Source organism: Pseudonocardia sp. UM4_GMWB1 (assembly GCF_017312155.1).
Taxonomy (GTDB): domain Bacteria; phylum Actinomycetota; class Actinomycetes; order Mycobacteriales; family Pseudonocardiaceae; genus Pseudonocardia; species Pseudonocardia alni.
Genome location: NZ_QJPN01000001.1, coordinates 4,092,850 through 4,116,796, shown reverse-complemented (window position 1 = coordinate 4,116,796; position 23,947 = coordinate 4,092,850). Strand labels below are relative to the sequence as shown.

The window sequence follows — 23,947 nt, the reverse complement described above, 5'->3', positions numbered from 1 at the left end:
CGTGGTGAGTGACCTGTCGGTCTCCTACGGCGACCTGCCGGTGCTGTCCGGGGTGAACCTGGACGTCGCGCCGGGGGAGTTCGTGACGCTCGTCGGGCCGTCGGGGTGCGGCAAGTCGACGCTGTTCGGGGCCCTGGCGGGCATCCTCGACGGGGCGACGGTGACCGGCGGGATCGAGGTCGACGGCGGCCCGGTGCGCGGCGCCCCGTTCGGCCTGATGCCCCAGCAGGACCTGCTGTTCCCGTGGCGCACCGTGCTCGACAACACCACCCTCGGGCTGGAGGTCGCCGGCGTGGGGCGTCGCGAGGCCCGCGAGCGTGCCCGCGCGCTGTTCGAGCCGTTCGGGCTGGCCGGCTTCGAGGACGTCCGCCCGGGTGCGCTGTCGGGCGGCATGCGCCAGCGCGCGGCGCTGCTGCGCACCGTCGTCGGGGGGCGCGAGGTGCTGCTGCTCGACGAGCCGTTCGGTGCGCTGGACGCGCTCACCCGGACCGCGATGCAGGACTGGCTGGAGTCGGTGCGCGCCCGCTACGGCTGGACGACGGTCCTGATCACCCACGACGTGCGGGAGGCGGCCCTGCTGTCGGACCGGGTGCTGGTCTTCTCGCCGCGCCCGGCGACCGTGGTGCGGGAGGTCGTCGTCGACGCCGGGCGGCCGCGCAGCCGTACCGACCCGGCCCTGGCCGCGGTCGAGGCGGACCTGCTGGAGACCCTGCGCGGCTGAGGGGGATCGACCCCGGGGGCGGGGACCGGTGGTCGCCGCCCGCCACGGCGTTCCGGTGCCGTTGCGGCCGTCCGGATCGTGCCGCAGGACAACAAAGTCGATGTTCGTGACCGGATCGTGATGACAAAAGAGGAACTCTCTCGATTCAGAAGGCTGTCGTGGAACCGGTTCCGCCCAATACGTTGGCGCTCGCAACATTCACCCGTTCGTGATCATGCGAGCGGTCCACAACGTGGTGGAGGGAGACCCCGATGGGGGCACGGAACACGGGGCGCGGTCCCCGGCTGCGTCGGGCGGTCGCGGCGGCGGGCCTCGGCCTGCTGCTGGCCGTCGCGGGCTGCGGACAGAACAGCGCGGGCGGCGGCGGGGAGTCCGCGGGCGGCTCCGGCGACTCCGGGGGCGGGGTGAAGGTCGGGGTGATCCTCCCCGAGACCGACTCCTCGGCCCGCTGGGAGGGCTTCGACAAGCCCATGCTGGACAAGGCGCTGCGCGCCGAGGGCATGGACCCCGACATCCAGAACGCCCAGGGCGACGAGCAGAAGTTCTCCACCCTGGCCGACGGGATGATCTCCAGCGGCGTCAAGGTCATGATCATCGCATCGATCAGCAGCGACGGCGGGACCGCCGTCGCCCAGAAGGCCAAGGCCCAGGGCATCCCGGTCATCGACTACGACCGGCTCAACCTCGGCGGCGTCAGCGACTACTACGTCTCCTTCGACAACGAGAAGGTCGGCGCCCTGCAGGGCGAGGGCCTGGTCCAGGGCATCGGCGACAAGCCGGGCGCCCAGGTCATCGAGATCGAGGGCGCGCCGACCGACAACAACGCGACCCTGTTCTACAACGGCCAGCAGACCGTGCTGAAGCCCAAGTACGAGTCCGGGGCGCTGAAGCTGGTGCAGAGCCAGAAGATCGACAAGTGGGACAACCAGGTCGGCGGCACCACCTTCGAGCAGATCCTCACCGGTAACGGCGGCAAGGTCGACGGCGTCGTCGCCGCCAACGACGGCCTCGCCGGCGCCATCGTCACGGTGCTGGCCAAGTACGGCCTGAACGGCAAGGTCGTGGTCACCGGCCAGGACGCCACCGCCGACGGGCTCGCCGCGATCCTGCGCGGGGACCAGTACATGACGGTGTTCAAGCCGATCGAGCAGGAGGCCGAGGCCGCCGCGAAGCTCGCCGGTGCCCTGGCCAAGGGCGACACCGCGGCCGCCGACGGCGTCGCCACCCAGACGGTCGAGGACCCGAAGGGCGACCGCGACGTCAAGTCGGTGCTGCTCGAGCCGCAGCTCATCACCAAGGACTCGGTCAAGAAGGTCACCGACGCCGGCTACGTCAAGGCCTCGGAGATCTGCAACGCCGAGACCCAGGCCGCCTGCGGCCAGCTCGGCATCAAGTAGGACCCGCAGCCGGACCGGGCCGCGGCGGAGACCCCGCCGCGGCCCGGCCGACGCCCACGTGGAAGGTGCCCGAAAGTGGCCGACCCCATCCTCTCCCTGCGCGGTGTGTCGAAGAGCTTCGGCGCCGTGCAGGTCCTGCACGACGTCGACCTGACCGTGCGCGCCGGCGAGGTCACCGCGCTCGTCGGCGACAACGGCGCGGGCAAGTCCACCCTGGTCAAGTGCGTCGCGGGTATCCACCCGATCGACTCCGGCGAGGTCCTGTTCGAAGGGGCGCCGGTGACCGTCGCCGGGCCGTCGGACGCCTCCCGGCTCGGCATCGAGGTCGTCTACCAGGACCTCGCGCTGGCCGACAACCTCGACATCGTCCAGAACATGTTCCTCGGCCGCGAGCGCGGCCGCTCCTGGATGCTCGACGAGGGCTCGATGGAGCAGGCCGCGCGCGACACCCTCGCGTCGCTCTCGGTCCGCACCGTCACCTCGGTCCGGACCCCGGTCGCGTCGCTGTCCGGCGGGCAGCGCCAGACCGTCGCCATCGCCAAGGCGGTGCTCTGGGACTCGCGCGTCGTGCTGCTCGACGAGCCGACCGCGGCGCTCGGCGTCGCCCAGACCCGCCAGGTGCTCGACCTCGTGCGACGCCTGGCCGAGCAGGGCCTCGGCGTCGTGCTCATCAGCCACAACATGGCCGACGTGTTCGAGGTGTCCGACCGGATCGCCTGCCTCTACCTCGGCCGGATGGTCGCGCAGGTCCCGACCCGCGAGGTCACCCACTCCGACGTCGTCCAGCTCATCACCGCGGGCCGCTCCGGCGAGCTCGGGCTGCCGCGGCCCGAGCAGGCGGTGACCTGATGGCCCCCCACCCCGATCCGTCCGGCCCCGCCGGCCCGGGAGGAGACACCGTGACCGAACGGACGCCCGCGCCCGAGCAGGAGCAGAGCGCGGCCCGCCGGGCGAACCCCGGTAACCGGGCCGCCGACTTCGGCATCGACACCACCGCCCGCACCACCCGCGAGGCGATCACGACGTACCTGCGCGGCCTGCGTGGCGGTGACCTGGGCTCGCTGCCGGCGCTGCTCGGCCTGGCCGCGCTGTTCGTGCTGTTCAGCGTGCTGGACTCGGGCGGCACCTTCCCGAGCCTGCTCAACCTGGCGAACCTGCTCCAGCAGGGCGCCGGCCCGACCATCATCGCGATGGGTCTGGTGTTCGTGCTGCTCACCGGGGAGATCGACCTGGCCGCCGGTACGGCGTCCGGGCTGGCGGCGGCATTGATGGCACTGCACCTGATGAGCGACGGCAACGTGCTCGGCGCCACCGGCACCACCGTGTTCGTGCTCCTCGTGGCGGTGATGCTGGCCGGTGCCGTGCTCGCCGCGCTGGTCCGGGTGTGGGCCGGGTCGGTGATCAGCCTGCTCACCGCGGTCGTGCTCGTGATCGGGGTCCCGGCGAACGCGTTCACCGTGATGGGGCTCGCCGTCGGCGTCGGGGTGGTGATCGGCTGCCTCACCGGGTTCCTCGTGGCCCGGATCGGGATGCCGTCGTTCGTCGTGACGCTGGCGTTGTTCATCACGTGGCAGGGCGTGATCCTGCAGCTCATCGGCGACGGCGGCACCATCGCGCTGCGCGACCCCTTGATCAACGCCGTGGCGAACGGCAATCTCTCGGTCACGGCGTCCTGGGTGCTGTTCGTGGTCGTCGCCGGCGGCTACGCGGCCGTCCAGGTGGTGCGCCTGCGGACCCGGCGCCGCGGCGGACTGGTCGCGCCGCCGACGGGGCTGGTCGCACTCAAGATCGGAGCGGTGGTGGTGCTCGGCGGGCTGGTGACGTTCGCACTCGTGCAGGACCGCTCGCCCGGCGTCATCGCGATCGCCGGGATCCCCTACGTCGTCCCGGTCGTGCTGGTGCTGCTCGTCGCGGGCACCTGGGTGCTCGACCGGACCCGGTTCGGCCGGCACGTCTACGCCGTCGGCGGCAGCCGGGAGGCCGCGCGCCGGGCCGGCATCGACGTCGCCCGCATCCGGGCGTCGGTGTTCGTCATCTCCACAGCCTTCGCCGCGATCGGCGCGATCGTCTACTCGTCGAAGATCGGGTCGGTGAACCCGGCGGCCGGTGGCGGCAACACCCTGTTGTTCGCGGTCGGCGCCGCGGTCATCGGGGGCACGTCGCTGTTCGGCGGCCGCGGCCGCATCAGCAACGCCGTCATCGGCGGCACGGTGCTCGCCACGGTGCAGAACGGTCTGGGCCTGCTCAAGCAGCCCGCCGCCGTCGTGTTCGTGGTGACCGGCCTGGTGCTGCTGCTCGCGGCCGGTGTCGACGTGGCGTCACGGCGCCGGGCGGCGGCCAGCGGCCGGTGACATGACTCAGCCCGGATCGGGGACCCGGCCCGACGACGCGCGCCGGCACAACCGGGCCGTCCTGTTGCGCCGGCTGCACGTCGAGGGTCCCTGCACCCGCGCGACGCTGGCCGGCGAGCTCGGCCTCAACCGCAGCACGATCAAGGCGGTGGTGGACGGGCTCGCCGAGGCGGGCGTCGTCACCGAGGCCGTCCCGGCCCAGCGCTCCGGGGCCGGGCGGCCGTCGCTGCTGGTGCTGCCCGACCCGCAGGCGGCGGTGGTGCTCGCCGTCGACATCCGGGTCGAGCAGGTCGCGCTGGCGATGGTCGGCATCGGCGGCCAGATCCTGGGCCGGCACAGCTGGAACCTGCACCGCACCACCCGGCTGCCCGGCGAGGTGATCACCCACCTCGCCGAGTCCGCCGCCCTGCTGCGCGACGAGCTGGGCGTCGCCGAGCAGGCGGTCGGGGTCTCGGTGCCCGGCGTCGTGCGGCGCTCCGACGGCTTCGTGCACGAGGCGCCCAACCTCGGCTGGCGCGACGTCGAGCTGGGTGCCCGGCTCGCCGCCGTCCTCGCCCGGCCGGTGCAGGTCGCCAACGACGCGGAGGCCGGCGCACTCGCCGAGCACCTGCGCGGGATCGGCCGGGACGTCGCCGACATGGTCTACCTCTCGGCCGACGTCGGCGTCGGCGGCGGCGTGGTGTCCGGCGGGCAGCCGCTGCGCGGCACCGGCGGCTACGTCGGCGAGCTCGGTCACCTCATGGTCCGCCCGGACGGGCGGGAGTGCTTCTGCGGCTCGCACGGCTGCTGGGAGACCGAGGTGGGCGAGCCCGCGCTGTGCCGCGCGCTCGGCCTGCCCGAGGACACCCCGCGCGGGGTGCTCGTCGCGGAGCTGCGCGACCTGGCCGTCGTGCCGGGCCGGGCCGACCGGCTGCTGGAGGGCTACGCCGGGTGGATGACCGCCGGGCTGGTCACCGTGGTGAACATGCTGGCCCCCGAGCTCGTCGTGCTGGGCGACCTGTTCGGCGCGCTGCCGCCCTCGGTGGTCGAGCGGATCGGGTCCGAGCTGCGCCGGCGCAGCCTGGTGAGCCGGGCCGCGGGCGGGACCCGACTCGCGGTCTCTCCGCTCGGCCGCGACGGCGCGCTGGTCGGCGCGGCCGAGATCGCGTTCGAGCCGGTGCTGGCGGCGGTCTGACGGAGAGCGGGCCGGACGGCACCGCTCCCGGCGTCCCGCGGGCTCAGGCCAGGTGGCCGGCCAGCTCGGGCAGCGCGCCGACGGTGAAGGTCGGTGGGCTGAGGTACCCGGGCCAGGTGTCGCCGTGGCGCTCCAGCCAGGCCGTCGCCATGCCGGCCCGGGCGGCGCCGTGGAGGTCCCACGGGTGCACCGCGACCATCACCGACTCGGCCGCGTCGACCCCGCAGGTCCGCAGCGCATACGCGTAGGAGGCGGGAGCCGGCTTCCAGATCCCGGCGTCCTCCACCGACAGCACCGCGTCGAACTGCTCGCGCAGGCCGTGGTCGCCGAGCAGCCGCTCGGCCACCGACGCGGCGCCGTTCGACAGTGTCACCAGCCGCAGCCCCGCGGACCGCAGTGCCGCGACCCCGCCGTGGACGTCGTCGTGCACCGGCAGCTCCAGGAACCCGTCGACGACGTGCCGCGCGCCCGCGTCGGGTTCGGCGACCCCGTGCCGGCGCAGCAGCCCGGCCGCGGTCGCCCTCGCCAGCTCGGCGAAGGGCGTCAGCTCCCCACCGGCGGCCTGCGCCATGCCCTCGCGCAGGGTCGCGGCGAACCACAGCGGCCCGAGCCCCTCCGGGGCGCCCAGCGCGGCGAACCGGGCCCCCATCGGGGTCAGGTCCGACAGGGTCTCGTTGACGTCGAACACCACGGTCGTGATCGCCATCCCCCTACCCTCACAGGTGTGAGCGCTCCCCGCACGGTGCTGGTCCTCGGTGGTACGACCGAGGGCCGGGCCGCGGCCGCCGCGCTGGCAGGCCGGGACGATGTCCGGGTCGTGTCGTCCCTGGCCGGGGCGGTGCGCAGCCCGGCCCTGCCCGACGGCGAGGTCCGCATCGGTGGGTTCGGCGGTGCCGAGGGGCTGGCCGCGCACCTGCGCGCCGAGCGGGTCGCGGCGGTGCTCGACGCCACCCATCCGTTCGCCTCGACGATGACCGCGAACGCGGCCGCCGCCTGCGCGGGGACCGGGGTACCGCTGGTCGTGCTGCGCCGGCCGGGCTGGACGCCCGGGCCGGGGGACCGGTGGCACCGGGTCACCTCGGTCGCCGCCGCCGCGGCCGCGCTGCCCGGCCTGCTCCCCGGCTCGGCCGGGCGGGTCCTGCTGACGACCGGCCGCGGGGGACTGGCGCACTTCGCGGCTGTCGACGCGGCGTTCTGGATCCGTGCGGTCGACCCGCCCGACGGCCCGCTGCCCGCCCGGCACGAGCTGCTGCTCGACCGGGGCCCGTTCGCCCTCGACGGCGAGCGCGCCCTGTTCGAGGCCGTGGTCCCGCACGTGCTGGTCACCAAGGACTCCGGCGGTGCGGCGACCGCGCCGAAGCTCACCGCGGCCCGGGAGCGCGGGGTGCCGGTCCTCGTCGTCGACCGGCCGCCGCTGCCCGGCGGGGTCGCGGTGGAGCCCACGGTGGACGCGGCGCTGGCCCGGCTGCTCGGGGACTGATCACCAGGGGACCGGTCGCCCGTTGGCGGACGACGGTGCGCGTCGCCGGGCGGGAGGGCACAGCCGGCTCCACCGGGAGGGCCGAGCGGTCCGCGGCCGGGTCTCAGGGCAGGCCGACGAGGATCCCGCCCGGCTCGGGAGCCGCGGCCAGCGCCCCGGCGAGCGCGTCCAGCCCGGCTCGCCGGGTGACCAGCCGGCCCGGGTCGAGCCGCCCGTCGGCGACGAGTGCCATCAGCTCCGGGTAGTCCGCTGCGGCCATCCCGTGGCTGCCGGTGACGGTCAGCTCGTGCGCGATCATCAGCGGCACCGGCACCACCGGCTCCCGGGTGAGCAGACCGACCTGCACGAGCGTTCCCTGCCTGCGCAGCGACCGGACCCCGAGGTCCAGGGCGTCCGCGCGGCCCGCGGCCTCCACCGCGAGGCGGGCGCCGCCCTCGCCGACGGCCTCGCGCACCGCGTCCGGGCCGTCCGCGGTGTCCACCGCCGCGACCGCGCCCAGCCCGACCGCCCGGTCCCGCGCCACGGGCGAGGGGTCCGCGACGACCGCCTCGGCGCCCAGCGCCGACGCGATCAGCACCGCGGCCAGCCCGACCCCGCCCGCTCCGAGTACGAGGACCCGCTCCCCGGAGGCCAGTCCGCCGCGCCCGACGAGCGCCCGGTGCGCGGTGGCGACCCGGCAGCCGAGCAGTGCGGCGCCGGCGGCGTCGGCGTCGTCGGGGACCGGCACCAGGTTGTGGTCGGCGTGGTGCAGCGCGACGAGCTCGGCGAAGGACCCGTCGTGGGTGAACCCGGGCTGCTGCTGGTGCGGGCAGACCTGCGCGCGGCCCGCCCGGCAGTCCGGGCAGACACCGCAGCCGCAGACGAACGGCGTCGTGACCCGGTCACCGGCCCGGAACCGGGTGACCCCGGCGCCGGTCGCGACCACGTGCCCGACCAGTTCGTGGCCGGGCACGTGGGGGAGCGTCACGTCACCGTCGTGCCCGGCCCAGGCGAACCGGTCGCTGGCGCACAGCCCGGTCGCCTCCACCCGCACGACCACTCCACCCACGGGCGGGGTGGGGTCCGGCAGGTCCACGACCTCGGGCGGTGCGCCGAACGCGGTGATCCGTACTGCTCGCATGGGGCGATCCTCCCAGGCCGATAGGCTCGCCATCCGAGGGAAAGGGGTGGTGCGGTGTGTACGCCGCGATCCTGTTCGACATGGACGGCACGCTGGTCGGGTCCGACGCCGCGGTCGCCCGCTCCTGGGCCGCCTGGGCGCGCGAGTACGGCGTCGCCGGGGCCGACCTCGTCCGCGTCGCGCACGGGGTGCCCAGCGACGGCACGATCCGGTTGCTGCGCCCGGACCTGTCCGGCGCGGCACTCGACGCCGCCGCGGCCCGCCAGCTGGAGCTGCAGTACGACGACCTCGACGACGTCGACGCGCTGCCCGGGGCACACGCCCTGCTCGCCGCCCTCGACGCGGCGCGGGTCCCGTGGGCCGTCGTGACCAGCGCCGACCGGCGGCTCGCCGCCGCCCGCCTCGGCGCCGCCGGGATCGATGCGCCGGTGCTCGTCGCCCGCGACGACGTGCGGCACGGCAAGCCGGACCCGGAGGGCTACCGCGCCGCCGCGGCCGCGCTCGGGGTGGACCCGGCCGCCTGCCTGGTCGTGGAGGACGCCGAGGTCGGGCTCGCCGCCGGCCGGGCCGCCGGCGCGGCGACCGCGGCGCTGCGGGGCCTCGACGGGGACCTGCGGCCCGCCGGCCTGACCGGGCTGACGGCCCTGCTGGGGCTCGCCGCCGCGGTCAGACCGGGCGGGTCATGACGACCAGTCCCGGGCCGGGGTCGCCGTCGGCGACGAACCCGGTACGGACGTAGAAGGCGATCGCCCGGGCGTTGCCCGGCTCCACCTTCAGCGACAGGGTGGCCGAGCCGAGTTCGCGCGCGGCCGCGACGACGGCGTCGACGAGCGCGTCGGCCAGCCCGGTCCCGCGCGCGTCGGGATGGACCCACATGCCGTAGAGCTGCCCGTCGCCGTCGCCGTCGTCACCGGCCCGCCAGCAGGCGGTGCCGACCGGCCGGTCGCCGTCGAAGGCTCCGAAACGGACGTGCTCGGCCAGGACCGCCCGCCAGGCGGCCGGTTCCATGGCCGCCTGCTCGCGGTAGAAGTCGCTGTCCTCACCGAAGCCGTCCCGCACCGAGGCGAGCCGGGCTGCGCGTGCCGGCTCCCAGTCGTCGGGCCCGAAGCGCCGCACCTGCAGTTGCACGGCGTGACGCTAGCGCGGAACCGGCATCCGTCAGGATGTCGACAACCGGCGGATGTGGTCAGTCGGTCGTCGTGCCGCCGGGGCCGTAGTGCCGGGGCGTGAACACGACGGTCGCGCCGCCGCGCTCGACCGCCCGGGTCGTCGACGAGCCGACCACCACCAGGGTGCGCATGTCGACCTGCTCCGGGTCCAGCTCGCCCAGCGTGGTGACGACGATCCGCTGCCCGGCGCCGCCGACGTCGCGTCCCAGCACCACCGGGGTCTCCGGTGCACGGTGCTCCAGCAGCACGTCGCGGGCCGCGCCGACCTGCCACGGCCGGGCCTTCGAGCGCGGGTTGTAGATCGCGATCGCCAGGTCCGCCGCGGCCACGGCACGCAGCCGGTCCGCGACCACGTCCCACGGCTTGAGCCGGTCGGACAACGAGATCAGGGCGTGGTCGTGCCCCAGCGGGGCACCGACGGCGGCCGCCACGGCCTGCGCCGCGGACATGCCGGGCAGCACCCGGACCGGGACGTCGTGGTACTTCGGCTCCGCCGCCACCTCCAGCACCGCGGTCGCCATCGCGAACACCCCCGGGTCCCCGGCGGAGACGACGGCGACCCGCCGCCCCGAGGCGGCCAGGTCCAGCGCGTGCGCCGCCCGCTCGGACTCGACCTTGTTGTCCGAGGCGTGCCGGGTCTGACGCGGGTTCGGCGGCACCCGGTCCAGGTAGGGGCCGTAGCCGACGAGGTCGTCCACCTCCGACAGGGCGCGGGCGACCTGCGGGGTCAGCCAGTCCCGCCCGGCGGGACCGGTCCCGACCACGACGACCTCACCCGGCCCGCGCACCGACCGCTCCTCGGCCGCCGCGCCTCCGGGCTCCGCGACGGACCCGACGGCCTCCTCGGGCACCGAGGCGGCGACCTCACCGGGGACCAGGGCGATCGCGAAGTAGGGCACGTCCGAGGGATCCACGTCGGACAGCGAGCCGGTCCGCTGGCCCTCCATCGTGGCCCGCTCGACGTAGCGGGCCCGGTCGAGCACGCCGGCGTCGGCCATCGCCCCGCGGACCGTGGTGAAGGTGCGCCCGAGCTTCATCACCGCCGCCGAGTCGGTGCCCGCGAGCCGCCTTGCGAGCTCCTCGCGGGGCAGCGTGCCCGGCAGCACGGTGAGCACCTCGTCGCGCTCCACCAGCGGCTGCCCGATCGCCGCGGCGGCGCCGCTGATCGAGGTGACGCCCGGGACGACCTCGGTCGGGTAGCGCCCGGCCAGCCGCTTGTGCATGTGCATGTAGGAGCCGTAGAAGAGCGGGTCGCCCTCGGCGAGCAGCACGACGTCGCGGCCCGCGTCGAGGTGCGTGGCGAGCCGGGCGGCGGCCTCGGTGTAGAACGCGTCGATCGCACCCTGGTAGCCGCCGGGGTGGTCGGTGGCCTCGGTGGTGACCGGGTAGACCAGCGCCTCCTCGATCGCGGTGCCCGACAGGTGCGGTTCGGCGATCCGGCGCGCGATGGAGCGGCCGTGCCGGGCCGAGTGGTAGGCGATGACGTCGGCGTCGCGGACGAGCCGGGCGGCCTTGATCGTGGTCAGCTCGGGGTCGCCCGGACCGAGGCCGACGCCGTAGAGGGTGCCTGTCACGCTGTGCTGCTGCGCGGCACTCGCACGCTCGTTCACGCGATGATCTCCTGCTCGTGGGCCAGCGCGTTCAGCGCCGCCGCGGTGATCGCCGACCCGCCACGACGGCCGTGGACGACGAGGTGCTCCAGGTCGGTCCGCTCGGCGAGGGCAGCCTTGGACTCGGCGGCGCCGATGAACCCCACCGGGATGCCGATGACCGCGGCCGGGCGGGGTGCGTCGCCGCGGTCGATGAGGTCCAGCACGTGGAACAGCGCGGTCGGGGCGTTCCCGATCGCGAGCACCGCGCCCTCGAAGCGGTCGGCGAGCAGCTCCAGCGCGGCCGCGGACCGGGTGTTGCCGATCCGCCGCGCGTGGTCGGGCACCCGGGCGTCGCGCAGCAGGCAGAGCACCTCGTTGTCCGCGGGCAGCCGGGCGGCGGTCACCCCGGAGGCGACCATCATCGCGTCGCACAGGATCGGGGCACCGGCCCGCAGCGCGGCGCGTGCGGCCGCGACGACGCCGTCGGAGGCGGCGATGTCGTCGACGAGGTCGACCTGGCCGCAGGCGTGGATCATGCGGACGGCGATGTCGTCGACGCCGGGCGGGAGCCCGGAGAGGTCGGTCTCCGCGCGGATCGTCGCGAACGAGCGGCGGTAGATCTCGTTGCCGTCGGTGATGTAGTCGTACCCGCTCAGCGGAGCTCCTCGGTCGTGATCGTGTGTCCGTCGATGACGTAGGTGCCCGGCCCGGTGGCCACGGCGTCGCGGTGCGCGGCGTGCGGGGCGCCGCAGCGGCGGGCGCAGCCGACGACGTGCAGCATGTCCGGCCCCGCGCCCGTCCGCGGGCCGCCCCGGCCGATCAGGTCGAGCGCATGGGCACGCACGTCGGCCAGCGACTTCGCGCAGCCCGGCGATCCGGCGCAGGCGCTCACCCGCAGCGCGGGGTGCCCGGGGTCGACGACGAGTCCCGCCCCGGCCAGCCGGTCGGCGGCACCGGCTGCCGGGGTGGGCAGCACGAGGGTGCGCCACGGGGTGACCAGCAGCCCCGGGGCCTCACCGGCCAGCACATCGAGCTGCGCGGCCGAGAGCTGCCCGAGCAGGGGCGCGACGCCCAGTGCTCCGCCGTCGGACACGCCGACGAGCACGTTCCCGCCCCCCGCGCGGCGGGAACGTGCTGATCGACCACCGGTGTCGCCCGCGGACCGGGCTCCGGGTCCCGGCGCGGGCGTCGTCCTGCGGCCGGAGAGCCGGGCCGGGATCCCGGTCGCGGCCCCGGGCAGCTCCGCGGCGCGCCAGGCCCGCGCGGCCGGGTCGGCGCTGTGGGCGGCCCGCAGGTCGAGGAACGCCGCGGCCGCGTCGAGCAGCAGCACGGGGGCCTCGGCGGGGGGACAGGAGAGGCCGGTCGCGGCGCCCGCCACGACCAGCTCGCCCCCGTCGGAGCCCCGCGCCCGCCAGCACAGGTCGGGACGCTCGGCGGCGACGTCGCCGCGGCCGTCGTCGAGGGCGAACAGGAACCGGCCGGGCAGCGCCGACAGCGTGGGGCGCGCGCACAGGCCGCGGTCGAGCGCGGTGGCCAGGCCGCGGACGTCGGCGAGGCCGCCGTCGATCCCCGACAGCGGGGAGGCCAGCACGTTGCGGACCCGCTCGTGGGTCGTCGACGGCAGCAGCCCGGCCGCCGTCAGCCGCTCCACCGGGCGCGGGTCGGCCGGGTCGAGGCCGCGCAGCTGCAGGTTCCCGCGCGAGGTCAGGTGGACGGCGCCGTCGCCGGCGTCGCGGGCCAGCGCCGCGACCGCACGCAGCGCCGCCGCGGTGACCGTCCCGCCGGGAAGCCGGACCCGCGCCAGGGCCCCGTCCGCCGCCGCGTGCGGCGAGACGACGCCGGGGCAGGCGTCGGCGCGGGTACGGGTGGTCGGCGACGGCACGCCGGACACTGTAGGCATCCGCGACCGGTGGGGGGACCCGTCGGGGCGGCGGTCACACCTCGTCAGGTGTTCAGGTCACGGCAGGTACCGGCGGGCGCCGGAGTAGGTCGCGTCGAACCGCACCGGGGTCACCCGGACGGGGGTGGCCGCGTCGAAGGCCTCGATCATCGTGCCGTCGCCGGCGTACATCGCGACGTGCGTCGCCGGGGAGTTCCAGAACAGCAGGTCACCGGGACGCAGGTCGGCGGGGTCGTCGACCGGGCGCCCGCCGCGGGACTGGTCGGAGGCGTCCCGCCCGACGGTGATCCCGTGCAGGGCGTAGGACAGCCCGGTCAACCCCGAGCAGTCGGGGCCGAACCCGGAACGCCCGCCCCACAGGTAGGGGCGGTCCAGGAACAGCCGTGCCGTCGTGACCAGACCCTCTCCGGTCGGGGAGGGCGGGGCCCCTCCGCGCAGCTCACCCGCCGCCAGCCACGCCTGGTCGCCGCCGGGCAGCGCGACCCGGACCGCGTCGCCCGCCTCGCCGACGATGGGCAGCCGGGTGCCGACGCTGACCTCGCGCAGCCGCTCGGTGCGTGCCGGGTCGCGGTACAGCCAGGCCGTCGCGACGCCGTCGACGGTGCCGGTGGGCGCCCCCGCGGCGAGCGCACCGAACGCGGGGTCGTCGACGAGCTGGGCCGCGGGGACCCAGCCGGGGTAGCCGCGGCCGTCCTTGTCCGACGGCTGGCCGGGCACGACGACCCGCGCCCACCCGTCGCGGCGCTCGGTCACGGTCACCGGGGCGCCGAGCAGCGCCTGGGTCTGGGTCCGCGAGGCGGTGGTGAGCTCGCGGCGGTCCGCGCTGCTCATCGACCCCATCCATGCGGCCGGGTCGGCCGGGGCGGCGACGGCGGCCCGGTCCCGCGGGCGCGGGCTGTCCGGTGAGGTCCACACGGTCGCGACCGACACGGCGACGAACGTGCGCCCCGGTCCGTCGGCGGCCGCGGGCAGGGCGACCGCGGGCAGGACGGCGCAGCCGAGCACCGCGGCGAACAGGACGGACAGGACACGGGGCACGGCGGGGACTCTCGACAGCCGGATGGGCCGGGGCAAGCAGCCACACCGCCGGGTCACCACGACGGGTGGAGTGGCCCCGCCCACACGGGTGGGTTCTCATGGTGCGGTGCGCCCCCACCGGATCACCGCGGCCGTCGTGACGGTGCTGGCCCTGCTCCTGGCCGGCTGCGGCGCGGGCTCACGCACCCCGGCCGCGACGGCGACACTCGTGCCGTGCGGGTTCCCGCCGCCCGCGCAGGGTCTCGACGTGCGGGTGCTGGCCTACAACTCCTCGGCCGTCGACCCGTTCACGAACACGATGGTCCGCAGCTGCTCGAGGGACGGCGTGACGCTGCGCCACGAGCCGATCGACTTCGCCGGGCAGACCCAGAAGACCATCGCGACGCTGTCCGGGCGCTACGGCACCTACGACATCGTCGAGACCTACGGGCTGGTCGTGCCGCAGTTCGCCTCGACCGGGAAGCTGCGCCCGCTCGACGACCTCGTCGCCCGGTACCGCGAGGAGTACGGCCTGGACCGGCTGAGCCCGGAGATGCTGGCGGCGCTGTCCTACGACGGGAAGCTCTACGGGCTGCCGACCATGGCCCAGCCGTTCACGCTCGTCTACCGCCGCGACGTGTTCGACCGGCTCGGCCTGGCCCCACCCCGGACCTTCGCCGAGCTGCGCGAGGTCGCGGCCCGGGTGCAGCGCGACGGCGGGATCCGCTACCCGCTGGCGCTGCCGCTGCTCGCGAGCGCCGACATCGCCACCGCCTACGACGCCGCCCTCGGCTCGCTCGGCACCGACTACGTCGACCGCGACACCGGCCGCCCGAACTTCACGACCCCGGCGGCGGCGCGGGCGTTCACCGAGCTGCGGTCGCTGCTGCCGTTCATGGACCCGCAGGTGACGACGTTCGCCCAGCCCGCGGTGCAGCAGCAGATGTACAACGGCTCGGCCGCGATCGCGATCATGTACAGCGGCCGGATGTTCGACCTGGTCCAGGAGCGCAACAGCCGCTTCTCCCGGGAGTTCGCGTTCGCCCCGCCGCCGTCGGTCGCCGGTGGCGACGTGCTCTACAACTCGCTGTCGGTCGACGGCTGGGCGATCCCGGCCAACACCGAGGTCGACCCGGACCTGCTGTTCCGGTTCCTGGCCGCGTCGGTGGGGCCGGAGTCGGCGCGCGCGGCGGTGCCGGCGGCGTTCCCGTCGCGGCTGGGCAGCGTGACGCCGGCCAGCAGCCCGTTCGCGCCGGCGCAGCTGGAGGCGCTGGGGAAGGCCCCGCCGCCCGAGCCGTTCCCGTGGACCTCGCGCATCTCGGTCGCGACGCGTCCGGTGGTGGCCGACGTGCTGGCCGGGCGGGTCCCCGTGGAGCAGGGGCAGCAGCGGATGCAGGACATCGCGACGGCGATCGTCGCCGAGTACCGGGAGGTGGGCTGAGCCGCCCGGACGTCGTCCGGCCCTTGTCAGGTCCGGCCCGCGACTTCTAGTGTATGCGTATGCACCTCACTGAAGCGGACATGCGGCGGATCGGCTCACCCGTCACCGTGGCGAAGGCGCCGGCCGTCGCCGACAGCGCAGACCTGCGCGACCCGGCCGTGGTCGCCACCGTCTCGGAGATGCTGCGCACCATCTCCGCGGACGGGATGGACGCCGTGCTGCGCTACGCCCGTGACCTCGACGGGTTCACCGGCTCCGACCTGCTCGTCGGTCCCGCCGAGCTCGCCCGGGCCGGGGACGAGCTGCCCGCGGACCTGCGTTCGGCGCTCGACGCGGGCGCCGACCGGACCCGCCGGTTCGCCGGGATGCAGCGGGCGCGGCTGCAGGACTTCGAGTCCGAGGTGCTGCCCGGGGTCGTGTGCGGACAGCGCCTGGTTCCCGTGCAGAACGTCGGTGCCTACCTCCCCGCGGGCCGGTTCCCGCTGCTGGCCGGCGCGTTCATGACCGTCGGCGTGGCCGGGGTCGCGGGCGTGCCGAACATCGTCGCGGCCACCCCGCCCTCGCGCGACGGCCGCCCGCACCCGGCCGTGCTCTACGCGGCGCACATCAGCGGTGCCGACGCGGTCTACGCCGTCGGCGGTGTGCAGGCGCTCGCGGCCATGGCGTTCGGGCTGCTCGACGGGACGCCCTCGGACATGATCGTCGGCGCCGGCAACGCCTACGTGGCCGAGGCCAAGCGCCAGCTCTACGGGCAGGTGGGCATCGACGTGCTGGCCGGGCCGTCGGAGGTCGCCGTGATCGCCGACGACACCGCCGACGCCGCGACCGTCGCCGCGGACCTGCTGGCCCAGGCCGAGCACGGGCCGACCTCGCCCGCATCCCTGGTCACGACCTCCGGGCGGCTGGCCGAGGAGGTGCCGCAGGAGATCGAGAAGCAGCTCGCGGGCCTGGCGACCGCCCCGATCGCCGGGGCGGCCTGGCGCGACCACGGCACGGTCTACCTGGCACCGGACCGGGAGACGGTCGCCCGGGTCATGGACACCCTCGCTCCGGAGCACCTCGAGGTGATCGCCGAGGACCTCGACTGGTGGCTGGGCCGGCTGCGCAACTACGGATCGCTGTTCCTCGGTCCGCACTCGACGGTGGCCTACGCCGACAAGGGCATGTCCGGCACCAACCACGTCTTGCCGACGACCCGGGGCGCGCGCTACACCGGCGGACTGTCGGTGGCCGGCTTCCTCAAGCAGCTGACCTACCAGCGGGCGACCCGCGAGGCGACCCGCGCCCAGGCCGAGCCGACCGTGACCGTGTCCGACTTCGAGCAGCTCGTCGGGCACCGCGACAGCGCCCGCATCCGGCTCGACGCACTCCGGGACTGATCGCGCATGCGTATGTATGTCGGAGGTGGGTCGGCGGGCCGGGGCAGCCGCCCGCTCGTGGTGGCGCTGGGGCTCGCCGTGGTGCTGCTGCTGGCCGGATGCGGCGCCGGGTCGCGGACCCCCGCCGCCACCGCCACGCTCGTCCCGTGCGACTTCCCACCGCCACCGTCGCCGGTGGACGTGAACGTCCTGGCCTACAACTCCTCGGCGATCGACCCGTTCACCAACTCGATGGTGCGCAGCTGCTCGCGCGACGGGGTCACGCTGCACCACGAGCCGATCGACTACGCGGGCCAGGCCCAGAAGACGATCGCGACGCTGGCCGGCCGCTTCGGCACCTACGACATCCTCGAGACCTACGGCTTCGTCGTCCCGCAGCAGGCCTCGACCGGCAAGCTCCACCCGCTCGACGACCTGGTGGCCCGCTACGGCGCGCAGTTCGACCTGGACCGGCTCAACCCGGCGATGCGCGAGGCGATGTCCTACGACGGCACCCTCTACGGCATCCCGATGCAGGCCCAGATGTTCGTCATGGCCTACCGCCGCGACGTCTTCGACCGGCTCGGGCTGACGCCGCCGCGCACCTTCGCCGAGCTGCGGCAGGTCTCCGAGCGCATCCAGCGCGACGGCGGCATCCGCTACCCGCTGGCGCTTCCGCTGCTGGCGAGCTCGGACCTCGCCACCGCCTACGACGCCGCGCTGGGCTCGCTGGGCACCGACTACGTGGACCGGCACACCGGCCGCCCGAACTTCGACACCCCGCAGGCCGCGGAGGCGTTCGAGCAGCTGCGCTCGCTCGTGCCCTACATGGACCCGCAGGTGACGACGTTCGCCCAGCCCGCGGTGCAGCAGCAGATGTACAACGGCTCTGCCGCGATCGCGATCATGTTCAGCGGCCGGATGAAGGACCTCACCGAGGCGGACAACAGCCGGTTCGCCGCGGACTTCGCGTTCGCCCCGCCGCCGTCGGTGGCCGGCGGCGACGTGCTCTACAACACGCTGTCGGTCGACGGCTGGGCGATCCCGGAGAACACCGATGTCGACAGGGACCTGCTGTTCCACCTCGTCGCCGCCTCGGTCGGGCCGGAGTCGTCGAGGGCCGCGGTGCCCGGCGCGTTCCCGGCCCGGGAGGGCATGGTGACCCCGGACAGCAGCCCGTTCGCGCGGGCCCAGCTGGAGTCGATCGGCAGGGCCTCCCCACCGGAGCCCTACCCGTGGACGTCGCGGATCAGCAACGAGACCCGCCCGGTCGTCGCCGACGTGCTGGCCGGCCGGACGACGATCCCGGACGGCCAGCGGCAGATGCAGGAGATCGCGACCGCGATCGTCGCCGAGTACCGGCGCTGACCCCCTTCCCACCACCCACGAGAGCGAGGTGAGGCGACCATGCGCAGGCGCGAGTTCCTGGGACTGGTCTCCCCGAGCCTGCTGGTGATGCTCGGCCTGCTGCTGTTCCCGCTCTACAAGACCGTGGAGTGGAGCCTGCAGCGGGTCAACTACGGCGAACCCGGCACCTTCCTCGGCCTGGACAACTACACCCAGGCCCTGTCCGACCCCCGGCTCGGGCGGGCGGCGCTGTTCACCGTCGGCCTGACCGTCGCCGTCGTCGCCGTCCTGCTGGTCGGGGGCTACCTGCTCGCCGTGCTGGTCAACGGGCTCGGCCGGTCCCGCCCCTGGGTGCTCGGCGTGCTCCTGGTCTCCTACGTCGTGCCCAACGTCGTCGGCGCGACGATGTTCTCCTGGCTGTTCGACTCCAACTTCGGCGGCGTCGTCAACTACCTGATCACCGAGCTCACCGGGGCCGAGATCCTCTGGTTCACCGAGCCGTGGGCGAACCGGGTGATGATCGGTCTCAACACGGTCTGGTTCATGCTGCCGTTCGCCATGCTGGTGATCCTCGCCGGGCTGCAGGGCGTCCCGGGGGAGATCGTCGAGGCCGCCCGGATCGACGGCGCCACCGGCTGGCGGGTGCACTGGCACGTGATCGTGCCGAGCATCCGGGGCGTCCTCACCTTCGTCTCGATCATCTCGATCATGGACGTGCTGCGGACGTTCGACCAACTCGTCCCGCTCTCGCCGCAGGCACCGCAGATCGGCAACGAGTCGATCATGCTCTACATCTACAACATCGCCTTCCAGGACGGCGGCCAGCAGCTGGGGCTCGGCAGCGCGATCAACGTGCTGCTCATCGTCCTGATCGTGCTGCTGCTCTCCCCGTTCATCCGGGACATGGCCAAGGAGGCCCGCCAGTGAGCAGCGTGCAGACCGCCCCGCCGGCCACCACCCCCGGCCCGTCCGACGACACCGGCCCCGCCCCGGCCCGCCGCCGCCCACGCGGGCGGACCGTCCTGGTCGGCGGCCTGCTGCTGGTGATCTGCTGGGTGATGCTGAGCCCGGTGCTGTGGACGGCCATGTCGGTCACCAAGCCGACCGACGTCGCCTTCCTCGATCCGCCGGTGTTCACCTGGGAGCCCACCTTCACCGCGTTCGTCGACCTCTGGCAGACGACCGAGTTCTACCGGTACCTGCTCAACACCCTGGTCGTCGCGCTGATCAGCACGGTGATCGCGCTGCTGATCGGCATCCCCGCCGCGTACGCGCTGTCGCGCTACCCGGGCTGGGTGTCGGTCGCGCTGCTCATCGCGGCGCTGATCTTCCGCGCGCTGCCCCGGTTCGCCGTGGTGCTGCCGATGTACGAGCTGTCGCGTTCGCTGGGGATCTACGACACGACCTTCGCCGTCGCCGCGGCACTCGTGGCGATCAACCAGCCGTTCTCGATCTGGCTGCTGCGCAACTTCTTCGCCGAGATCCCCAAGGAGCTCGACGAGGCCGCGATGCTCGACGGTTGCAGCCGCTTCCAGATCCTGTGGCGGGTGATGGTGCCGCTGATGGGCCCCGGCATCCTCACCGCCGGGATCTTCATGTTCCTGTTCGCGTTCCAGGAGTACCTGACGGCGAACGTCCTCACCGACGTCGTCGCCCGCACCGTCCCGGTCTTCATCGCCACCCAGCTCGGGCAGACGCTGCCGATGCTGCAGCAGGCCGGCGCCGCCGCGATCCTGCTGACGCTGCCGGTGATCGGGTTCGCCTTCGTCGCCCAGCGCTACCTCGTCGCCGGTCTGGGCGCGGGCTCGGTCAAGGGCTGAGCGGTGCCCGCCGTCCCGTCGTCCCCGCCGCTGGTCCTGCTGCCGGGCATGAACTGCTCGGCCCGGCTGTGGGGCCCGGCGGGGGCGGGGGCGCTGCACCCGGTCCTCGACCGGCCGACCCTCGACGACCAGGTCGAGGCGCTGCTCGACGCGCTGCCCGACCGGTTCGCCCTCGGCGGGCTCAGCCTGGGCGGGATCGTCGCGATGGCGCTGACCCGGCGGGCCCCGGACCGGGTCGCCGGGCTCTGCCTGATGGCGACCAGCGCCCGCCCGCCGACGCCCGCGCAGCGCGCCGGCTGGGACGCGGCGCTCACGCGGCTCGACGACGGCGCCCCCGCCCGCGCCCTGCAGCCCCTGGAGCTGCTGCTGCACGACCGGTCGTTCGATGCCACCGCCCTGCGGATGGCCGACGAGACGGGGGAGCGGCGCCTCGCGGCCCAGCTGCGGCTGCAGGGCACCCGCGTCGACGAGCGCCCGGCCCTGCCCGCCGTCGCGGTGCCGACCCTGGTGCTGGCCGGTGCGCTCGACCGGCTGTGCCCGGTCGATCGGCACACCGAGATCGCCGGGCTGGTGCCGGACGCCCGGCTGCACGTGCTGCCGGGCGCCGGTCACCTGCTCCCGGTCGAGGCCCCGGACACCGTGGCGACACTGGTGGCCGGGTGGACGGCCACGGTGCACGCCCGGGAGCGGGCTCGGGAGACGGGCGGGCAGTGATCGGGCCGGCAGTGATGGGGCAGGCACTGCACGCGAACTCGTGATCACGGCGCGGACCGGGCTCAGGTCCCGCTGATCCGAAGCCCGCGCGGTGATCGGCTGTTCGCGCGTGTCGGGACGCGCGCGAGGGCCGGCTCTGCGCGCACACCGCGGATCACCGCGCGGCCGTCGGCACGCGGGGGAGCCGAGGTGCCCGGCGGCAGGGGATGTGCCCCCGGGGCAGGGGACGTGCCGAGCGCCGGCTTCGGGGCGTCGCGCGGTCGGGCCGCCCGCGCCCGGCGCCGGGCCCGGCGCCGATCGGGCCGGGCGCACGATCGACACGAGCGAGGGTGCCGGTGCCGTTCGTGGCACCGGCACCCTCGCTCGTGGTGATCACGGTCGGAGCCGCCGGTTCCGGCGGCGGCGCTCACCCCGTCGCCGCGGCCAGCTCCCGGAACGACGCCATCATGACCGCGGCCAGGTTGTAGACCACCAGCTGCGCGCCACCCGCGAACGACGCCGCGGCCGCGTCCGCCGAACCCGCCAGGTCGGCCCGTACGGCGTCCCGGACCGCCGGGTCGGCGCGCACCGACTCCAGCATCCCGGCGACGGACGGGTCGGTGCCCGTGCGGGACGCACCCAGGTCCGCGACACCGACGAGCCAGCCGTCGATACCGTCCACGCCGACGATCTCCCCGGCGCGCGCGAGGGCGCCGGGCGACTCCAGCATCGCCACGACCAGCACGTCCTCGGCCGCCGCGCGATGCTCCTCGGCGGTGACGCTGCCGAACCTCCCCGCCCGCGGGTAGGTCGCGAACCCCCGTGTGCCGTGTGGGGGGTAGCGCAGCGCCCGCACCAGTGCCGTGGCCTGTGCGGCGTCCTCCACGTGCGGGGCGACGATCCCGCGGGCGCCCTGGTCGAGCGCCCGCTGGGCGAGGTGGTGTTCGTCCTCCCCGGGGCGGACGAGCACCGGCAGGCCGTGCGCGTCGGCGAACGCGATGTGGGCGCGCAGCATCGACACGTCGGCCGGCCCGTGCTCGCAGTCGATCAGTACGAAGTCCAGACCGGCGACGGCGAGCATCTCCACGATCTCCTCGCAGGGCATCCGCACCAGCGCCCCGGCGAGCCGCTCCCCGGCGGCGACCCGCGCCCTCACGCGATCATCCCGGCGGACAGGTCGACGTCGGCGCCGGACAGCCCCGGCATGGCGAGCATCGCGACGACCGCCGCGCCCACCTCGTCGGCGGTGATCATCCGGCCGAGCGCGGCCCGCCCGACGAACGCCGCACGCGCCGCGGCGACGTCGGTGCCGGTCCGCTGCGCCTCCAGCGCGAAGTTCCGGTCCATCCGGTCGCCCTCGACGGGGCCGGGGGACAGCGCGTTGACCCGCACCCCGGCCGGGCCCGCCTCGAACGCGAGCGTCGAGGTCAGGCCGAGCACCGCGGTCTTCGACGCGCAGTAGGGCGTGCGCCGGGCCAGCGGCCGCTTCCCCGACACCGAGGCCACGTTGACCACGTCGCCGTCCCCGCGGTCGAGCATCGGCGGCAGGAACGCCCGGCACACCAGGTAGGTGCCGCGCACGTTGACCGCGAACACCTCGTCCCACTCCTGCGGGCTCACCTCGACCAGCGGGGCCACCGGACCGGCGATCCCGGCGTTGTTGACGACGATCGAGACCTCCTCGTCGGCGAGCCGGACCGCCAGGTCCGCGACGGAGTCCGGGTCGGCGACGTCGCACACCTCGGCCCGGGCGGCGGGCCCGATCCGGGCCGCGGTCGCGGTGAGGGCGTCGGCACGCCGCCCGGCCAGCACGACCCGCGCCCCGGCACGGGCCAGGTGCGACGCGATCGCCGCACCCAGCCCGCTGCCGCCGCCGGTCACCAGCGCGGTGCGTCCCGTGACCGGCGTGCTCACGACCCGGCCACCGGTGCCGGGCTCCCGAGCGGCGCGATCTCGTCCAGCCAGTCGATGCGGTCCCCACCGTGCCGCCAGGCCCGCAGGTCCCCGGAGCGGGCGTGCCCCTCGAACAGCTCCACCCGCGACGCGCGCCCGCACACCCGGCCGAGCTCGGCGCTCGTCGCGGGGTCGCGGACCTCCTGGTAGGTGCAGGTCTTGAGGTACTTCCCGACCCACAGCCCGCCCGTGTAGCGCGCGGCACCGAGCGTCGGGAGCACGTGGTTCGTCCCGATCACCTTGTCTCCGTAGGACACGCAGGTGTTCTCGCCGAGGAACAGCGCACCGTAGTTGCGCATCCGCTCCAGGGCGTCGCGGGGCTCGGCGGTGAGGACCTGGACGTGCTCGGCGGCGAGGTCGTCGGCGACCCGCCACATCTCGTCGGCGTCGTCGCACACGACGATCCGGCCGTGGTCGTGCCACGCGGGCCCGGCCAGGTCGTTCGTGGGCAGGCCCGGCAGCAGCCGCCCGACCAGGTCGAGCACGGCCCGGCCCAGCGTCTCGGAGGTCGTGACGAGCACGGCGGGGGAGTCCGGGCCGTGCTCGGCCTGTGACAGCAGGTCGACGGCGACGGTCAGCGGGTCCGCGGTCCCGTCGGCGACGACGAGGATCTCGGTGGGGCCGGCGAACAGGTCGATGCCGACCTCGCCGAAGAGCTGCCGCTTCGCCTCCGCGACATAGGCGTTGCCCGGACCGGCCAGCATGTCGACCGGGGAGACCGACCCGGTGCCCAGCGCCATCGCCGCGACGGCCTGGACCCCGCCGAGGACGTGGATCTCGTCGGCGCCGGCCAGGTGCATCGCCGCCACCGTCGCCGCCGGGACCTCGCCGCGGATCGGAGGCGTGGCCGCGACCACGTGCGGCACCCCCGCGGCCTTCGCGGTCACGATCGTCATGTGCGCCGAGGCGGTCAGCGGGTACCGCCCGCCGGGTACGTACGCGCCCGCCGAGCCGACCGGCACGTGCCGGTGCCCGAGGACCACCCCGGGCAGCGTCTCGACCTCGACGTCGTGCAGGGACTCCCGCTGGACCCGCGCGAAGTTCCGGACCTGGTCCTGCACGAACCGGATGTCGTCGACGACCTGCTGCGGCAGCGACGCGACCAGCTCGTCGACCCGCGCGGGGGTCAGGCGCTCCGGCGCGCGGCCGTCGAACCGGTCCGCGTACTCCCGCACCGCCGCGTCGCCGCGCGTCCGCACGCCGTCCACGATCGCCCGCACCCGTGCGGCGACGCCCTCGTCGCTGCGGCGCGGGGCCGACCCCGTCGCGCTCTTCAGTTCCTGCGACATTCCGTCCTCCCTGGCATAACATACGTATGCGCTACGGCTCCGCAGTGAACGGCGGTGACGCGCCGCTGTCAAGGGTGTGTCCCGGGGCGCACTAGGCTCGACGCACGGTCGGGGGAAGGGCGGAC

Annotated in this window: 23 protein-coding genes; 13 read left to right on the top strand and 10 right to left on the bottom strand. The window is 75.0% G+C overall.

Annotation, left to right across the window (positions count from 1 at the left end; all coding sequences use genetic code 11):
* Nucleotides 1–4 precede the first annotated feature (4 nt).
* The 5 genes from DMP15_RS19095 to DMP15_RS19075 all read left to right on the top strand — a co-directional run bounded on the left by DMP15_RS19095 (nt 5) and on the right by DMP15_RS19075 (nt 5,643).
* Nucleotides 5–721 (top strand): ABC transporter ATP-binding protein, encoded by a 717-nt coding sequence (locus tag DMP15_RS19095; protein WP_253068892.1) that lies wholly within the window; start codon nt 5–7, stop codon nt 719–721.
* Between the two features lie 251 nt (nt 722–972).
* On the top strand, nt 973–2,118 hold the full coding sequence (locus DMP15_RS19090; RefSeq protein WP_100880335.1) for a sugar ABC transporter substrate-binding protein: 1,146 nt from the start codon (nt 973–975) through the stop codon (nt 2,116–2,118).
* Between the two features lie 75 nt (nt 2,119–2,193).
* The gene (locus DMP15_RS19085; protein WP_100880336.1) at nt 2,194–2,967 is read left to right on the top strand and encodes an ATP-binding cassette domain-containing protein; all 774 of its coding nucleotides are present in this window, start codon (nt 2,194–2,196) and stop codon (nt 2,965–2,967) included.
* The gene (locus tag DMP15_RS19080; protein WP_379674580.1) at nt 2,967–4,469 is read left to right on the top strand and encodes a sugar ABC transporter permease; all 1,503 of its coding nucleotides are present in this window, start codon (nt 2,967–2,969) and stop codon (nt 4,467–4,469) included. Before DMP15_RS19085 ends, DMP15_RS19080 begins: the two co-directional genes overlap by 1 nt.
* A 1-nt stretch (nt 4,470) precedes the next feature.
* Nucleotides 4,471–5,643, top strand: coding sequence for an ROK family protein (locus DMP15_RS19075; RefSeq protein WP_062404671.1), 1,173 nt, complete (start codon nt 4,471–4,473; stop codon nt 5,641–5,643).
* A gap of 43 nt (nt 5,644–5,686) precedes the next feature.
* Here the strand turns inward: DMP15_RS19075 and DMP15_RS19070 are convergent, their stop codons facing one another.
* Nucleotides 5,687–6,349, bottom strand: coding sequence for a haloacid dehalogenase type II (locus DMP15_RS19070; protein ID WP_161151844.1), 663 nt, complete (start codon nt 6,347–6,349; stop codon nt 5,687–5,689).
* Between the two features lie 18 nt (nt 6,350–6,367).
* On the opposite strand from DMP15_RS19070, the gene DMP15_RS19065 reads away from it, so the two are divergent.
* Nucleotides 6,368–7,123, top strand: a complete 756-nt coding sequence (locus tag DMP15_RS19065; RefSeq protein ID WP_073577033.1) for a cobalt-precorrin-6A reductase — start codon at nt 6,368–6,370, stop codon at nt 7,121–7,123.
* A gap of 103 nt (nt 7,124–7,226) precedes the next feature.
* Here DMP15_RS19065 and DMP15_RS19060 read toward each other — a convergent pair whose 3' ends face one another.
* A complete protein-coding gene (locus tag DMP15_RS19060) occupies nt 7,227–8,243 on the bottom strand; it encodes an alcohol dehydrogenase catalytic domain-containing protein (RefSeq protein WP_073577032.1) in 1,017 nt (338 codons plus the stop codon).
* 56 nt (nt 8,244–8,299) lie between these two features.
* On the opposite strand from DMP15_RS19060, the gene DMP15_RS19055 reads away from it, so the two are divergent.
* Nucleotides 8,300–8,929 carry an HAD-IA family hydrolase gene (locus tag DMP15_RS19055; RefSeq protein WP_304580174.1) on the top strand — a complete coding sequence of 210 codons (630 nt, stop codon included), beginning with the start codon at nt 8,300–8,302 and terminating at the stop codon, nt 8,927–8,929.
* Here DMP15_RS19055 and DMP15_RS19050 read toward each other — a convergent pair.
* From DMP15_RS19050 to DMP15_RS19030, 5 genes are all read right to left on the bottom strand, one after another.
* Entirely contained in the window at nt 8,910–9,371 is a 462-nt protein-coding gene (locus tag DMP15_RS19050; RefSeq protein WP_083658876.1) for a GNAT family N-acetyltransferase, read from the bottom strand. The genes DMP15_RS19055 and DMP15_RS19050 overlap by 20 nt on opposite strands.
* A 58-nt stretch (nt 9,372–9,429) precedes the next feature.
* The gene (locus DMP15_RS19045) at nt 9,430–10,986 is read right to left on the bottom strand and encodes a precorrin-2 C(20)-methyltransferase (RefSeq protein WP_073577138.1); all 1,557 of its coding nucleotides are present in this window, start codon (nt 10,984–10,986) and stop codon (nt 9,430–9,432) included.
* 32 nt (nt 10,987–11,018) lie between these two features.
* A complete protein-coding gene (locus DMP15_RS19040; protein WP_073577137.1) occupies nt 11,019–11,660 on the bottom strand; it encodes a precorrin-8X methylmutase in 642 nt (213 codons plus the stop codon).
* Nucleotides 11,657–12,886: a precorrin-3B synthase gene (locus DMP15_RS19035; protein ID WP_337826263.1), complete on the bottom strand. Its 1,230-nt coding sequence runs from the start codon at nt 12,884–12,886 to the stop codon at nt 11,657–11,659. The genes DMP15_RS19040 and DMP15_RS19035 overlap by 4 nt, the downstream gene beginning before the upstream one ends.
* A gap of 75 nt (nt 12,887–12,961) precedes the next feature.
* Entirely contained in the window at nt 12,962–13,942 is a 981-nt protein-coding gene (locus tag DMP15_RS19030) for a C40 family peptidase (protein WP_083658875.1), read from the bottom strand.
* Nucleotides 13,943–14,048: 106 nt separating this feature from the next.
* Between DMP15_RS19030 and DMP15_RS19025 the strand changes: the two genes are divergently transcribed.
* The 6 genes from DMP15_RS19025 to DMP15_RS19000 are packed head-to-tail and all read left to right on the top strand — an operon-like array spanning nt 14,049 to nt 20,601.
* Nucleotides 14,049–15,362, top strand: a complete 1,314-nt coding sequence (locus DMP15_RS19025; RefSeq protein ID WP_073577030.1) for an ABC transporter substrate-binding protein — start codon at nt 14,049–14,051, stop codon at nt 15,360–15,362.
* 59 nt (nt 15,363–15,421) lie between these two features.
* On the top strand, nt 15,422–16,741 hold the full coding sequence (hisD, locus tag DMP15_RS19020) for a histidinol dehydrogenase (protein ID WP_073577029.1): 1,320 nt from the start codon (nt 15,422–15,424) through the stop codon (nt 16,739–16,741).
* A 6-nt stretch (nt 16,742–16,747) separates the two neighbouring features.
* Complete coding sequence (locus DMP15_RS19015; protein ID WP_083658873.1) at nt 16,748–18,088, top strand: ABC transporter substrate-binding protein; 1,341 nt, start codon at nt 16,748–16,750, stop codon at nt 18,086–18,088.
* 39 nt (nt 18,089–18,127) lie between these two features.
* Nucleotides 18,128–18,994, top strand: a complete 867-nt coding sequence (locus DMP15_RS19010; protein WP_337826262.1) for a carbohydrate ABC transporter permease — start codon at nt 18,128–18,130, stop codon at nt 18,992–18,994.
* On the top strand, nt 18,991–19,887 hold the full coding sequence (locus DMP15_RS19005; RefSeq protein ID WP_083658872.1) for a carbohydrate ABC transporter permease: 897 nt from the start codon (nt 18,991–18,993) through the stop codon (nt 19,885–19,887). The genes DMP15_RS19010 and DMP15_RS19005 overlap by 4 nt, the downstream gene beginning before the upstream one ends.
* 3 nt (nt 19,888–19,890) lie before the next feature.
* A complete protein-coding gene (locus DMP15_RS19000) occupies nt 19,891–20,601 on the top strand; it encodes an alpha/beta fold hydrolase (protein WP_337826261.1) in 711 nt (236 codons plus the stop codon).
* Nucleotides 20,602–21,007: 406 nt separating this feature from the next.
* Here the strand turns inward: DMP15_RS19000 and DMP15_RS18995 are convergent, their stop codons facing one another.
* From DMP15_RS18995 to hisD (DMP15_RS18985), 3 genes are read right to left on the bottom strand one after another with little or no spacing between them, the layout of a single operon-like run.
* Complete coding sequence (locus DMP15_RS18995; RefSeq protein WP_073577026.1) at nt 21,008–21,736, bottom strand: HpcH/HpaI aldolase family protein; 729 nt, start codon at nt 21,734–21,736, stop codon at nt 21,008–21,010.
* Nucleotides 21,733–22,494 (bottom strand): SDR family NAD(P)-dependent oxidoreductase, encoded by a 762-nt coding sequence (locus tag DMP15_RS18990; protein ID WP_073577025.1) that lies wholly within the window; start codon nt 22,492–22,494, stop codon nt 21,733–21,735. Before DMP15_RS18990 ends, DMP15_RS18995 begins: the two co-directional genes overlap by 4 nt.
* Entirely contained in the window at nt 22,491–23,822 is a 1,332-nt protein-coding gene (gene hisD / locus DMP15_RS18985) for a histidinol dehydrogenase (protein WP_073577024.1), read from the bottom strand. Before hisD (DMP15_RS18985) ends, DMP15_RS18990 begins: the two co-directional genes overlap by 4 nt.
* Nucleotides 23,823–23,947 lie beyond the last annotated feature (125 nt).